Annotated in this window: 12 protein-coding genes and 1 tRNA gene; 3 read left to right on the top strand and 10 right to left on the bottom strand. The window is 63.5% G+C overall.

Annotation, left to right across the window (positions count from 1 at the left end; all coding sequences use genetic code 11):
- Positions 1-21 precede the first annotated feature (21 nt).
- Both M2332_RS00475 and M2332_RS00470 read left to right on the top strand, forming a co-directional pair.
- Positions 22-513 carry a DUF3237 domain-containing protein gene (locus M2332_RS00475; protein ID WP_264572533.1) on the top strand — a complete coding sequence of 164 codons (492 nt, stop codon included), beginning with the start codon at positions 22-24 and terminating at the stop codon, positions 511-513.
- Positions 514-607: 94 nt separating this feature from the next.
- Entirely contained in the window at positions 608-1096 is a 489-nt protein-coding gene (locus M2332_RS00470; RefSeq protein WP_264572532.1) for a DUF3237 domain-containing protein, read from the top strand.
- A gap of 85 nt (positions 1097-1181) precedes the next feature.
- Here the strand turns inward: M2332_RS00470 and clpX are convergent, their stop codons facing one another.
- From clpX to M2332_RS00440, 6 genes are all read right to left on the bottom strand, one after another.
- Complete coding sequence (gene clpX / locus M2332_RS00465) at positions 1182-2450, bottom strand: ATP-dependent Clp protease ATP-binding subunit ClpX (RefSeq protein ID WP_181559306.1); 1269 nt, start codon at positions 2448-2450, stop codon at positions 1182-1184.
- 349 nt (positions 2451-2799) lie between these two features.
- Entirely contained in the window at positions 2800-3432 is a 633-nt protein-coding gene (clpP, locus tag M2332_RS00460) for an ATP-dependent Clp endopeptidase proteolytic subunit ClpP (protein ID WP_181559305.1), read from the bottom strand.
- A gap of 57 nt (positions 3433-3489) precedes the next feature.
- On the bottom strand, positions 3490-4647 hold the full coding sequence (locus M2332_RS00455) for an acyltransferase family protein (RefSeq protein ID WP_264572531.1): 1158 nt from the start codon (positions 4645-4647) through the stop codon (positions 3490-3492).
- A 96-nt stretch (positions 4648-4743) separates the two neighbouring features.
- Positions 4744-5706 carry a glycosyltransferase family 2 protein gene (locus M2332_RS00450; protein ID WP_264572530.1) on the bottom strand — a complete coding sequence of 321 codons (963 nt, stop codon included), beginning with the start codon at positions 5704-5706 and terminating at the stop codon, positions 4744-4746.
- A 174-nt stretch (positions 5707-5880) separates the two neighbouring features.
- A complete protein-coding gene (gene tig, locus M2332_RS00445) occupies positions 5881-7467 on the bottom strand; it encodes a trigger factor (RefSeq protein WP_264572529.1) in 1587 nt (528 codons plus the stop codon).
- Between the two features lie 68 nt (positions 7468-7535).
- Positions 7536-7620 (bottom strand) — tRNA-Leu (locus M2332_RS00440).
- Positions 7621-7750: 130 nt separating this feature from the next.
- Between M2332_RS00440 and M2332_RS00435 the strand changes: the two genes are divergently transcribed.
- Positions 7751-7942: a hypothetical protein gene (locus M2332_RS00435; RefSeq protein ID WP_264572528.1), complete on the top strand. Its 192-nt coding sequence runs from the start codon at positions 7751-7753 to the stop codon at positions 7940-7942.
- 58 nt (positions 7943-8000) lie between these two features.
- On the opposite strand, the gene gatB is transcribed toward M2332_RS00435, so the two are convergent.
- The 4 genes from gatB to M2332_RS00415 form a co-directional block, all read right to left on the bottom strand.
- Complete coding sequence (gene gatB / locus M2332_RS00430; RefSeq protein WP_264572527.1) at positions 8001-9503, bottom strand: Asp-tRNA(Asn)/Glu-tRNA(Gln) amidotransferase subunit GatB; 1503 nt, start codon at positions 9501-9503, stop codon at positions 8001-8003.
- Between the two features lie 96 nt (positions 9504-9599).
- Positions 9600-11081: an Asp-tRNA(Asn)/Glu-tRNA(Gln) amidotransferase subunit GatA gene (gatA, locus tag M2332_RS00425; protein ID WP_264572526.1), complete on the bottom strand. Its 1482-nt coding sequence runs from the start codon at positions 11079-11081 to the stop codon at positions 9600-9602.
- Between the two features lie 121 nt (positions 11082-11202).
- Positions 11203-11490 (bottom strand): Asp-tRNA(Asn)/Glu-tRNA(Gln) amidotransferase subunit GatC, encoded by a 288-nt coding sequence (gene gatC / locus M2332_RS00420; protein ID WP_264572525.1) that lies wholly within the window; start codon positions 11488-11490, stop codon positions 11203-11205.
- A gap of 33 nt (positions 11491-11523) precedes the next feature.
- On the bottom strand, positions 11524-13341 hold the full coding sequence (locus M2332_RS00415; RefSeq protein ID WP_264572524.1) for a DUF4153 domain-containing protein: 1818 nt from the start codon (positions 13339-13341) through the stop codon (positions 11524-11526).
- Positions 13342-13431 lie beyond the last annotated feature (90 nt).

Here is a 13431-nt window from a genome sequence, read left to right as displayed (position 1 = left end):
CGAAAAAGGAGATTGCACTTCATGGTAACGCCCGAGATTGCCCCCCATCCCTTCGCGCCGAAGTTCGAATTCGCCTTCACGGTGTCGATCGACCTGACACCGGCGGTGTGGATTTCCCCCACCAGCATGGGCGCGACCCGCGCTGCCGTGTGGGCAGCCCAAGGCACCTTCGAAGGCCCCCGCATTCGCGGCCGGGTCATCCCGATGAGCGGCGGCGACTATCCGCTGTCCCGCCCCAATGGCGTGATCGATTTCGACGCGCGCTACATGCTGGAAGCCGATGACGGCACGCCGATCTATCTGCAGAGCCGCGGCTATCGCTGGGCCGAAGGTGACGCCATGGAGCGCATGGCCCGCAACGAAGATGTGGGGCCGGACGAATATTATATGCGGGTGAGCCCCAAGTTCGACGTGCCCGAAGGCCCGCACGAATGGCTGGGCAAGCACATCTTCGTCGGCGTTGCCGAGAAGATCCCGAAGGCCAACCGCATCCACTATTTCATGCTGCTCTGACGGCTGACGCCTTCCAAAGAAATCCAGCTGCCGCCGCCTTGCACTTTCCGCAGGGCGGCGGCAGTGCCTTATCCAGCCAAGAGGAGAGCATGCGATGAACGATCCGCAAGTCCCCGCCCATCTCGAATATGTGTTCGAAATGCGGGTAAATTTCCGCCCTGAACGCTGCACGGTCGGCCCGCTGCCGGGTGGCGGCTATCAGGGTTACACGCCCTGCGCCAGCGGCACGATCTACGGCCCGCGCCTGTCCGGCATCGTCATTCCGGACAGCGGCGCCGATTATGCCAACGTGCGGGGCGATGGCACCATCGTCATCAAGTCGCACTATATGCTGCAGGCCGATGACGGCACGAAGATCTACATCAACAACAATGGCTATCTCATCCCGGCCAAGCCGGGCGAGGCGCGACTGGATGACGGCACCCCGCAGCCGGCCTATTTCTGCTTCTCGCCCACATTCGTGGTGCCCGAGGGGCCACATGACTGGATGGGCAAGACGCTGATCATCGGCACCGGCAGCCGCCGGTCCAACCCCGATCACTCGATCTTCACTTATTATGCGGTGAAGCAGACGCTCGACTGAGCATTTGACTGAACAAGCGAAAACGCCGCCGCTGGAGCCCTCGGGCCCCGGCGGCGGCGTTTTTCATGCCGGTCAGATTATCCGATCAGGCCGCGTCACCCGCCTGGCGCTTTTCCGCACCGAAGACGCGGACGGGGTCCTTACGGCCCTCCACCACATCCTTGTCCACCACGACTTCGGTCACGCCTTCCATCGTCGGCAGATCGAACATGGTGTCGAGCAGGATCGCCTCGATGATCGACCGCAGACCACGCGCGCCGGTCTTGCGCTCGATGGCGCGCTGAGCAATCGCCGTCAGCGCTTCGTCGGTGAACGTCAGCTCGACATCTTCCAGCTCAAAGAGCTTGCGATACTGCTTCACCAGCGCGTTCTTGGGCTCGGTGAGGATCTGCACCAGCGCAGCGATGTCCAGGTCTTCCAGCGTCGCGATGACCGGCAGACGACCGACAAACTCGGGGATCAGGCCGAATTTGAGCAGATCTTCCGGCTCGGTCTGCTTGAGCAGCTGACCCGTACGCCGTTCGTCGGGCGCTGCGACATGCGCGCCAAAGCCGATCGATTTGCCCTCAAGCCGGTCGCCGATGATCTTTTCCAGCCCCGCAAAGGCACCGCCGGCGATGAACAGGATGTTGGTCGTGTCGACCTGCAGGAATTCCTGCTGCGGATGCTTGCGGCCACCCTGCGGGGGCACCGAGGCGGTCGTGCCTTCCATCAGCTTGAGCAACGCCTGCTGCACGCCCTCGCCCGACACGTCGCGGGTGATGGAGGGATTCTCCGCCTTGCGGCTGATCTTGTCGATCTCGTCGATATACACGATGCCGCGCTGGGCCTTCTCGACATTATAGTCAGACGCCTGGAGCAGCTTGAGGATGATGTTCTCGACATCCTCGCCGACATAGCCAGCTTCGGTCAGCGTCGTCGCATCCGCCATGGTGAACGGCACGTCGAACGTCTTGGCCAGCGTCTGCGCGAGCAGCGTCTTACCGCAACCCGTCGGGCCGATCAGCAGGATGTTGGACTTGGCCAGCTCGACATCGCCCGCCTTGCCGCCATGCTCCAGCCGCTTGTAGTGATTGTGCACAGCCACCGAGAGCACGCGCTTGGCGCGCTGCTGGCCGATGACATAATCACTCAGCACATCGCAAATCTGCTGAGGCGTCGGCACGCCGCCTTCCTTGCGGCCGACCAGACCACCTTTGGTCTCTTCACGAATGATATCGTTGCACAATTCGACGCATTCATCGCAGATGAACACGGTTGGGCCGGCGATGAGCTTACGCACTTCGTGCTGCGACTTTCCGCAGAACGAGCAGTAGAGCGTGCTCTTCGAATCCGATCCTGTGAGCTTTGTCATTCAATCTCTTCCTTGGTCTGGCGCCGTCTCGCGCCAATTGCCCAGATGCTCTTTCCGTCGGTCATCCTAGACCGGCTTCTTGCAGCATCACAAGTGCCGAAAATGTCGCCAAATAGCGTAAACCAGACATTGCCGGCTCAAAAGCCATAATGGAAAGAAGATGGGAGGGCCGGTCCGGCTTTGCAATGGGAGATGCTGGCCGGCCCCGGTCAGGCTGCGAACAGAGAGATTTTAACGGCGGACACAAGCTGGCCGCTCACTCGACCACGGCACAGCCCAAAGTCCGGCGACGATGCACGGCGCCGTCGGGATGCAAAGGCCGACCGCGTGAGCGGCCGGCCCGACCCTATCAAGCCGGCGTTTCTTCGCTGGTGCCGGGACGCTTGTCGTACACCTTGTCCACAAGGCCGAACGCGAGCGCTTCTTCCGCTTCCAGGAAGGTGTCGCGATCCATGGCGGCCTCGATCTTCTCCAGCGGCTGGCCGGTGTACTTCACGTACAGATCGTTCAGGCGACGGCGGATACGAAGGATTTCCTTGGCCTGGATCTCGATATCAGACGCCATGCCCTGCGCGCCGCCAGACGGCTGGTGGATCATGATCCGCGCGTTGCTGAGCGCAAAGCGCATCCCCGGCTCGCCCGCGGCGAGCAGGAAGCTGCCCATCGATGCGGCCTGGCCGATGCACACCGTCCCGACCTTGGGGCGGATATATTGCATGGTGTCGTGGATCGCCATGCCGCTGGTCACCACGCCGCCCGGCGAGTTGATGTACATCCAGATGTCCTTCTTCGGGTTCTCCGATTCCAGAAACAGCAGCTGGGCAACGATCAGCGAGGCCATGTGATCCTCGACCTGGCCGGTCACGAAAATGATCCGCTCCCGCAACAGGCGCGAGTAGATATCGAAGCTGCGCTCGCCCCGGTTGGACTGTTCGATAACGATAGGAACAAGTGCCCCGAGCGGATCAAAATTATCGGTCATGATTCTCTTTCTTACTGGCCGTCTGCGGCCACTACATCGGACGTTTGGGCACTGACTTCAAGATGGGGGGCCATGTGACGCACGCAGATCTCGCCCGTTGACCAAGCGACGGGCCAACCGCTGCCCTGGCATCTCTACAAGCCGATAGCTGACCACAGAACAGAGCACGACGATGCCAACAAAAAGCAACGTCATGCCGTCGCCAAACAAAGCGGTGCCTCCAACCTGACTGTGACCATCAACACGCACGATCAAATCCACCCCCAGGAACCGCTGCGCAACGGCAAGACCGTTTAAAAAGCGGTAATAGAGAAAGCCATGGATCATGTAGATCGAGTAGGACAAAGTACCGAGCAGCACGAAAGGCGCGAGTTTGAGGACGCGGCTGCATATCCCCTTCTCTCGCGCGAAAACCAGCACGCTTATGAGGAAAACCAGTGGGGCCGCCAAGGACAGCGGGCCTGCTCCGGCGAGGCTCACGAACATCATGACAGTTGCAACCACGACAAGCTCGATCAGATGGTCCACCCAGCCTGCCACCCTGATTGCGTGAGCTGAAGCGGCGCACCGCCAGCCCACCATGCCTAGCGCAAATCCGAACAGGCAGCGGACCAGCGCTCCATCGTGGAAGACGTTAAGAAAGCGATCGGTGTTGAGAGCAAGAAAGATCGGTGCCCCGATGACGATCACCCCGCAGACCGGCAGCAACCAGCGCGCACGATATCGAAGCAGGAGCGCGAAGATAAGGTACGTCCAAAGTTCCGCAGCAATCGACCAGCTTGGGCCGTTCCACGGCGTCGCATCAGGTCCAAAGAAAATCTGAACCAGGAACAGCGACTGGATAAATGCGGCGACCGACTGGGTGCCGGTAAAGGGCTCCCGGTTTGCTAGCGTCGGCCAAAAAAGAGCGAACACAATCTCAAAAGCCAGAAAGACCATGAGCATGACGATGTGGAGCGGGTAGATGCGCCCAAGCCGCAACGCCATGAACCGCGGCACGGAAAAGCCTTCGCGCAGCCTCTCACCATAGCTGGAGCCGATCACAAAACCGGACAGGACAAAGAAGAAATCGACGAACAGAAAGCCATGCTGGATTATAGGTAACGCGGAAATGCGCCCCTGCGTCTGAAAGTGGAGCATCACCACCATGCAGGCGCACACACCCCGCAGGCTATCGAGCGCGACATAGCGGTGCTTGGCCTTCGTCAAATCCATATAGTGCTGCCCCTTTGGGCTTCCCTAGCGCGCGCCGTGGCGGCTAGACAAACCCGTTCACCTTCATTTTCGGAAGCGCAACCGGCCCTTTGCTTCTCAGCGGCGCGCTGACATCCCCGGCGCGGTATGCGCCAGATAGGCAAGGCGCTTCATTTCCTGCCGGCCGCGCGTCACCGTATCGAGGATGAGGCCGGTAAGCAGACACAGGGCGGACAGAACGCCCATCCCCACGATGGTGATGAGGGTCGGGAAGCGGGGCACAAGCCCCGTCTCCAGATAGGTCAGGATGACCGGCACGCCCATCAGCCCGGCAACCAGCGCGATCACCAGCGCAATGAAACCGAAGAACCACAAGGGCCGCTCCACGCGATAGAGCTGGATCATCGTGCGCAGGATGCGCCAGCCGTCGCGGAAGGTGTTGAGCTTGGAGAGCGAACCTTCCGCCCGCGCCGCATAGGCCGTCATCACCTCGCCCACCGGCATGCGTAGTTCGAGCGCATGAACGGACATCTCCGTCTCGATCTCGAAGCCTTCCGAGAGGATCGGGAAGCTCTTGACGAACCGCCGGGAGAACACCCGATAGCCTGAGAGAATATCGGTGAAACTGCGCCCGAAAAGCTGCCTCAGCAGCCCGGTGAGCAGCAGATTGCCGAGCCGGTGCCCCGGACGGTAAGCCGCCTCTACCTTAGACTTGCGGGCGCCGACGACCATGTCGAGCGGCCCGTCCAGCATCGCGCTGACCAGCGCCGGCGCCGCGCTCGCATCATAGGTCGCATCGCCATCGGCGAGCACGTAGATGTCCGCATCGACGTCCGCGAACATCCGCCGCACGACATGGCCCTTCCCTTGCTGCCGCACGCTGTGGACGATCGCCCCGGCGGCGCGCGCGACGGCGACGCTGTCATCGGAGCTGTTATTGTCGAACACGTAGATGGCCGCCTGCGGCAAGGCCTGCGCGAACGCGGTGACGGTCTGCCCGATGGCGACCGCCTCGTTATAACAAGGCAGCAGGACGGCGATGCGCACGCCTGTCATCGGGCTGGACGGGTCTGGATGCATGGGACTGCGGGCTTATGGCAACAGATCGCATGGTTGCAATGGTCTTTTGCGGCCCCAGCGCCCTGCGGCGCCTTCTGCACTCGTCCGGCGCGTTGCATCCAAAGAAAAAGCGAGCCGGAACGGTACCCCGCTCCGGCTCGCTTCTGATCAGTTCATGCTATCTGCAGTCAGGTCTCAGGCCTCGGCAGCCTTGGCCTTCTTGGCAGCGGGCTTCTTGGCCGGCTTCTCAGCCGCGTCGCCCTCGTCCGCCTTGGCAGCAGCGGCTTTCTTGGCCGGAGCCTTCTTGGCAGGCGCCTTGGCCTCTTCAGCCGGAGCGGCTTCTGCCTCGGCATCAGCCTTCTTGGCAGCCGGCTTCTTGGCGGCAGCCTTCTTGGCCGGCTTGGCGTCGTGGCTGTGATCGTGGCCGCAATCCGGCCCGTGGACGTGACCGCCCTCTTCGCTCTCGATCGCTGCTTCCAGATCCGCGCGCGCAACGGTGCGCTCGCTCACATCCGCCTTCTCGAAGAGATAGTCGACGACCTTGTCTTCATAGAGCGGGGCACGAAGCTGCGCAGCGGCCATCGGCTCGTTGCGGACATATTCGACAAAGCGCTCGCGGTCCTGCGGGGCATATTGCTGGGCAGCCTGGGCCACGAGGCGGTTCATTTCCGCCTGGGTGATCTCCACGCCATTGGCCTGGCCGATCTCAGAGAGAAGCAGGCCCAGACGGACGCGACGCTCGGCAATCTTGCGATAGTCGTCGCGGTCGGCTTCCATTTCCTTGAGCGCCGCCTCGGGATCTTCCTCGTGACCGGCTTCATGCTCAAGCTGCTGCCAGATCTGGCCGAACTCGGCCTCGACCATGCCCGGGGGCACCTCGAAATCATGGCCGGCAGCCAGCTGATCGAGCAACTGGCGCTTCATGTAGGTGCGCGTCAGATTGCCGTGCTCCTGCTCGATCTGCGCCTTGAACAGCTCGCGCAGCTTCTCGAGGCTCTCGAGACCGAGCTGCTTGGCAAATTCGTCGTCAGCGGGCTTCTCGACGGGGTTCTTGACCGCTTTGATGACGAGATCGAACGTCGCATCCTTGCCGGCCAGCTCCTTGGAGCCATATTCGGCGGGGAAGGTCACGTTGATGGTCTTCTCGTCGCCGGTCTTCACGCCAACCAGCTGATCCTCGAAGCCGGGGATCAGATTGCCCGAGCCGATGGCGATCGCCATGTCCGAACCGGTGCCGCCCTCGAACGGCACGCCGTCGACCTTGCCGACGAAATCCATGACGACCTGATCGCCTTCCTTCGCCTTGGCGGTCTTGGGGGCGTCCTCATAACGCTGGCTCTGCGCGGCGAGACGGCCAACCGCCTCGTCGATCTGCTCGTCGGTCACATCGACGACGAGCCGCTCCAGCTTGATGCCCTCGATCTTGGGCGCGGGAACCTCCGGCAGGATTTCCAGAGCGACCTTGACCTCGGCATCCTTGCCGTCCTCATAATCGGCCGTCAGCTCGACGCTCGGCTGCATCGCGGGACGCAGCCTGTTCTCGGCGATGACCTTCTCGACGCCCTCACGGATGGACTTGTCCAGCGCCTCGCGCTGCAGGGCCGGGCCGTGCATCTTGCGGACGAGGTTGGCAGGCACCTTGCCGGGCCGGAAACCGGGCATCCGCACCTGCGGCGCAATCGACTTCACTTCCTCTTCGACGCGGGCGTCGATGTCCTTGGCCGTGACGGTCAGCGTATAGGCGCGCTTGAGGCCCTCATTCAATGTCTCGACAATCTGCATATCTCTAACTCGACGCTTTCCAGGCTAGGATGAAATCTCTTGGAACGACCGGGGCTAGGCTGCGCAACTGGTGCGGGCGAAGGGACTCGAACCCCCACATCTTGCGATACCAGAACCTAAATCTGGCGCGTCTACCAGTTTCGCCACGCCCGCATCGGTCGCCGGTCGGCGGGCCATAGTGCAAAGCCTGGGAAAGGGCAAGGCTGTGCGCACCTTGCCGTGTCGATCCGGAACGATCCCTCACCCCGCCCGTTGAAAAGAGCAAACGAAAGGACGCAAAGCCATGGCCAGCCAGCCGGAAATTCCGCCCCCCGATACCATCACCCCGCAGTCACCTGACGAGCTTCCGCCCATGGAATCGCCGGACGAGACGCCGTTTCGCGAACCGCCGGAAATCGCGCCAGAAACGCCCAATATTGACGAGCCCGGCCGCGGTCCCGACGAACTGCCGACCATCGCGCCGCCGCCAGACTGATCTGAGCTACTGATCTCAGCATCCCGGCCCGCCTAATGGAGGCGCGGCCGGGATGCGATCAGCCCAGTGCCTTCTTGATCAGTTCGTTGACCATCTGCGGATTGGCCTTGCCCTGCATGGCCTTCATCGTCTGACCGACGAAGAATCCGAACAGCGCTTCCTTCCCGGCCTTATACTGTTCGACCTTATCAGCATTGTCCGCGAGAATCTTCGCGACGACCGCCTCGATCGCACCAGTATCCGTGGTCTGCTTGAGACCGCGCGTCTCGACAATCTCGGCAGGCGCTTCGCCGGTTTCGAGCATGATCTCGAACACCTGCTTGGCGATGCTACCCGAAATCGTGCCATCGGCCACCAAGGCGAGCAATTCCGCGCCGCGCTCGGGGTTGACCGGGCTGTCTTCCAGCGTCTTGCCGAGGCGATTGAGCGCACCGTAAAGCTCGGAGAGCAGCCAGTTGGCGCTGGCCTTGGCCACCTCACCCTCGCTCTTCTTCTGGATGCGCGCGCTTTCCGCGAGCAGAGCCTCGAACCAGCGGGCCGTTTCCGCCTCCGCGGTCAGCACGCGGGCGTTGTACTCGGAGAGCCCCAGCACCTCGACATAGCGGGTGCGCTTGGCATCCGGCAGTTCGGGCAGCGAGTGCCGGCAATCCTCGATGAAGCTGTCCTCCAGCACCAGCGGGAGCAGGTCCGGGTCAGGGAAGTAGCGATAATCATGCGCGTCTTCCTTGGAGCGCATCGACCGCGTCGTGCCGGTGTCCGGATTGAACAGGCGCGTTTCCTGCACGATCCGCCCGCCGCCTTCGATTACGTCGACCTGCCGCTGGGCTTCATATTCGATGGTCTGCATGACGAAGCGCACGGAATTGACGTTCTTCGTCTCGGTCCGCGTGCCGAATTCCTCGCCGAACTTGCGCACGGAGACGTTCACGTCCGCGCGCATGGAGCCCTCCTCCATATTGCCATCGCACGAGCCGACATAGCGCAGGATCGCCCGCAGCTTGCGCAGATAGGCCCCGGCCTCGGCAGGCGAGCGCATGTCCGGGCGGCTGACGATTTCCATCAGCGCCACACCCGAACGATTGAGATCGACATAGGAGCGCGTCGGGTGCTGATCGTGCATCAGCTTGCCGGCATCCTGCTCGACATGGATGCGCTCGATGCCAATGGCCTTGTCGGCGGGAATGCCGGCCTTCTCGTCGGCTTCGATCGTCAGCGAACCTTCGCCGACAAGCGGATGATAAAGCTGGGAAATCTGGTAGCCCTGCGGCAAGTCCGCATAGAAATAATTCTTCCGGTCGAACCGGCTCCACTTGTTGATCTGCGCATTGATCGCAAGGCCGGTGCGCACTGCCTGACGGATGCACTCGCGATTGGGCACCGGCAGCATGCCGGGCATCGCGGCATCGACAAGGCTCACCTGCGTGTTCGGCTCCGCGCCGAAGGCCGTCGCCGCACCGGAGAACAGCTTGGCCTGGCTCACCACCTGCGCGTGAACCTCAAGGCCGATGACGACCTCCCAGTCCCCGGTGGCGCCACGAATGCGATAGCTCGTCTCAGTCATTCTTCAGTCCTTACAGTATTCCCGCGAAGGCAGGAATCCAGGGGAGTGCAGCCCTTGGCTGCCCTGGGCTCCTGCCTGCGCAGGAGCACGAAACACTTACCACCACGCCTCAGGCCGGGCGGTGAAGCCCGCCCGTTGCTCGATGGCAAAGCCGGCATTCAGCACGGATTGCTCATTGAAGGCCGGGCCGATGATCTGCAGGCCGAGCGGCAGCCCGTCCTTACTGAGCCCGCCGGGCACGGACATGGCGGGGAGACCCGCCAGCGAGGCCGGCACCGCGAACACGTCGTTCAGATACATTTTCAGCGGATCGTCGACATTCTCGCCGAGACCGAAGGCCGCGCTGGGCGCGGTGGGCGCAAGGATGACGTCGCAGGCCTCGAAAGCCTTGGCGAAATCCTGCGCGATCAGCGCCCGCACCTTCTGCGCTTGCGTGTAATAAGCGTCGTAGAAGCCCGCCGAGAGCACATAGGTGCCGATGATGATGCGGCGCTTGACCTCGGGGCCGAAACCGGCGGCGCGGGTCGCGGCATACATGTCCTGCAGGTTTGCGCCATCGGGCAGATCGCGCAGGCCATAGCGCACGCCATCATAGCGCGCGAGATTGGACGAGGCTTCCGCCGGAGCGATGATGTAATAAGCCGGCAGGGCATATTTGCTGTGCGGGAGCGAGACCTCGACGATCTCGGCGCCGGCATCCTTCAGCCAGGCAATGCCATCATCCCACACCCGCGCCACATCGGCATCGAGACCCTCGACGCGATACTCCTTGGGAATACCGATGCGCTTGCCCTTGAGATCGCTGGACAATCCCGCTTCCCACTGCGGCACTGGCAGGTCGAGCGAAGTGGAGTCCTTCGCGTCAAAGCCGGCCATATTCTCGAGCAGGATCGCGCAGTCGCGCACGTCCTGCGCCATCGGCCCGGCCTGATCGAGCGAGCTGGCAAAGGCGATGATGCCCCAGCGCGAGCAGCGGCCATAGGTCGGCTTGATGCCGGAAATGCCGGTGAAGGCCGCAGGCTGGCGAATCGACCCGCCGGTATCCGTGCCCGTCGCCGCCGGGCAGAGCCGCGCGGCAATCGCCGCCGAGCTGCCGCCCGAGGAACCGCCCGGCGCCAGCGCGGCATTGCTGCCGTCATTGCGCCGCCAGGGCGAGATCACATTGCCGAAATAGCTCGTCTCGTTGGAAGAGCCCATGGCGAACTGATCGAGATTGAGCTTGCCGAGCATGCCTGCGCCGGCATCCCACAGCTTCCGCGAGACGGTGGACTCGTAGGTCGGCGTGAAGCCTTCCAGCATGTGGCTGGCGGCGGTCGTCTGCACGCCCTCGGTGCAGAACAGGTCCTTCATGCCGATGGGCACGCCGGAAAGCGGCTTGAGCGTACCGGCGGCGCGGTCCTTGTCCGCCTGATCGGCAGCAGCCAGCGCATGCTCGGGCGTCTCGACGATGAAGGCGTTGAGCGCCTTGGCGGCGGCGACGTTGGCGTTAAACGCCTCGGCGACTTCCCGCGCGGAGAACTCGCCGGCACGGAAGCCATCGCGGATCTGCGCGACAGTGAAGTTGGTCAGATCGGTCACGATCCCGCTCCGTTCGCCCTGAGCTTGTCGAAGGGCTGCTTGTTGAGTCTCTCGTTTCTGGATCCCGGATCGGTCGCCGCTACGCGGCTGTCCGGGATGATCGAATGATGCCGTCCCGTCATCATTCGATCACCTTCGGCACCGCGAAAAAGCCATGTTCGGCCTGAGGCGCATTGGCCAGCACCTTGTCGCGGACATTGCCGTCGGTCACGGCGTCCTCGCGCAGGCGCAGCGTGTTGGGGATGACGGCGGTCATCGGCTCGACGCCGGTCACGTCCACTTCGCCCAGCTGCTCCACCCAGTGGAGAATGCCGTTGAGTTCGGGCACCAACGCCTGCGCTTCATCCTCGCTGACAGCGAGGCGCGCGAGGCTGGCGATCTTTTTTACGGTTGTCAGGTCTACGCTCATGGGAGCGCGCGCTAGCACTGGCTCCGGCGGTCATCAAGGCGCTTCCGCCGTTTCGGCCCCATTGGCGGCCGTCGACAGCGGTTCGCCGACCGGTTCGCCACCGATGTAGAGCTGTCGCGCCATCACGGGGCGGAGGTCCACGGCGCCGGCGCGGATCTGCGCGACGAGCCGGCGAGCGGCATCGCCTTGGGCAAGATAGCGGCTCTCATTGCTCCATTCGCCATTCTCCTGCCGGATGAGGCGCACGGTTGGGGCACAATCGCCGCATTCCGGAGCGGGCAGCTTCACAACGATCGCCAGATCCTCGCCCGGTACATAATGCAACAGGCACGGGCCGGCCTCCTCGCAGGCATCATATTGCAGCAGCCGCTTGCGCAGCGCTGGCGGCAATTCGACCGGGATGGGCAGGATCGTCAGCCGCTCGTCCAGCAATTCGCCACTGCGCGCGGCGACGACCATAGGCGGCACAGCCCAGCGGTCGGTCAGCTTCATCGTCTCGGCGGCATGACGGCGGATCGTCGCGTCGGCCGAGCCACTCGCCAGCCGTCGAATCGCGGCACGCCCCTCCGGCCCGAAATCGAACCACAAGGCACGGTAATCGAACTTGTCCGGCGCCACCTGCCCGCCCGCGAGGCGCTGGAGCTGGTGCGCAGTCGCGATCCGCTCGAAGCCGAAGATCGGCGTGGAGAGCAGTAGCGCAATACCGGCGATCACGAATACGAGCATGCGATTGGTCCGCCGCAGCCGCGCAAACCAGCCGCGTGCACCGAGGATGGCGACGGCATAGGCAATGGCGGTGATGCTCGCCACGGCCAGAAAGGCCAGCGCCCACAGCCGCTCCGGCGTCAGGCCATGCTGATGGATGCGCAGGCCCGAGGAGAAGACCGCTATACCCACCATCGGCAGCAGGAACAGGCCGAGCGCCGCCGCGCTGGCGCCCAGCAACACCGAGCGGGTTTCCTCAAGTGCCGTGTCGCCCACCACCGCATTGGCGAGAAACAGCGCCAGCACCGCTCCGGCCAGCATGATCGGCGTCGTGCCGCCCGTCGCCCAGAGCGGCGCCAGGCCGGTAACAGGCAAGGCCGCCAGGAAGATGCCGATCGCCAGCGCCACCACCGGCGCCAGCACGCGCAGCACCAGCATGGCCACGCGCTGCAAGGCGGCGATGATCGCCCCGCGATCCTGCAACAGCCCGAGCGCCGCACCGAAGGCGGCACCGCACAGCATGGCGACCACCGCAGACTCGCGCAGGGCATCGCGCAGGAACGGGAGCTTCACCAGCATGAACATCTGCGCCAGCAAATGGGCGATGCCGAAGCTGAGCAGCATGAACAGCGCGCTTGCGCCGATCAGCAGCGCATTCGTCCACAAATGGCCGTGAACATCCTCATAATGGATGGCCTGGCGCGACCAGGCCCGTACGGCGCGCGGCAACACACCGGCCGGCGCAGAGGGCGCGCCACCGGCCAGACTGCGGTCCTGCGCTGCCTGAAACAGCACCAGCAGCGCAGCCGCCGCGATGGCGCCGCAGACGAGATGCCAGAGATCGACGCTCGATCCGTGGCCGGGCACCCCGTTCCACAGGAAGACGCCGCCGCCAATGAGGCCGCAGATCAGTGCCACGACAAGAGCCGCGACCGGTCGCCGCCGGCGCCAACTGAGGCCAAAGGCGAGCGCGGCGGTCGAAAGGAACATGGGCAGCGCCGCGATCACCCGCCGCAGAAACTCGGGCTCGATGGGCGCGGGATCGGAAAACCGGTCGATCGCCAGACCGACAAGCGCGCCGAGCACACACAGCACCCAGGTGCGCAGCGGCCATACCGTCTGCGCCGTCGATGCGTTGCTGGCCATCATCCTGCTCCCCGCCGCGTCCGTTCCTGAACCGGTCCGACCTATCACGATCCGCTCGCAAGGCAAATTGGACCTTCGCCTGTTGGAGCT

Origin of the sequence: Sphingobium sp. B11D3A (genome assembly GCF_025961695.1) — a bacterium.
Taxonomy (GTDB): Bacteria; Pseudomonadota; Alphaproteobacteria; order Sphingomonadales; family Sphingomonadaceae; genus Sphingobium.
Note: the sequence above shows the minus strand (reverse complement) of the source record. Positions and strands in the feature narration are given on the sequence as shown.

Excerpts from the sequence above, each read along its gene's own strand:
- gatB (WP_264572527.1), bottom strand. The coding sequence starts at position 9,503 with ATGACTGAGACGAGCTATCGCATTCGTGGCGCCACCGGGGACTGGGAG.
- clpX (WP_181559306.1), bottom strand. The coding sequence starts at position 2,450 with ATGACAAAGCTCACAGGATCGGATTCGAAGAGCACGCTCTACTGCTCG.
- M2332_RS00470 (WP_264572532.1), top strand. The coding sequence starts at position 608 with ATGAACGATCCGCAAGTCCCCGCCCATCTCGAATATGTGTTCGAAATG.
- clpP (WP_181559305.1), bottom strand. The coding sequence starts at position 3,432 with ATGACCGATAATTTTGATCCGCTCGGGGCACTTGTTCCTATCGTTATC.
- M2332_RS00455 (WP_264572531.1), bottom strand. The coding sequence starts at position 4,647 with ATGGATTTGACGAAGGCCAAGCACCGCTATGTCGCGCTCGATAGCCTG.
- M2332_RS00450 (WP_264572530.1), bottom strand. The coding sequence starts at position 5,706 with ATGCATCCAGACCCGTCCAGCCCGATGACAGGCGTGCGCATCGCCGTC.
- M2332_RS00415 (WP_264572524.1), bottom strand. The coding sequence starts at position 13,341 with ATGGCCAGCAACGCATCGACGGCGCAGACGGTATGGCCGCTGCGCACC.
- tig (WP_264572529.1), bottom strand. The coding sequence starts at position 7,467 with ATGCAGATTGTCGAGACATTGAATGAGGGCCTCAAGCGCGCCTATACG.
- gatC (WP_264572525.1), bottom strand. The coding sequence starts at position 11,490 with ATGAGCGTAGACCTGACAACCGTAAAAAAGATCGCCAGCCTCGCGCGC.
- M2332_RS00475 (WP_264572533.1), top strand. The coding sequence starts at position 22 with ATGGTAACGCCCGAGATTGCCCCCCATCCCTTCGCGCCGAAGTTCGAA.
- M2332_RS00435 (WP_264572528.1), top strand. The coding sequence starts at position 7,751 with ATGGCCAGCCAGCCGGAAATTCCGCCCCCCGATACCATCACCCCGCAG.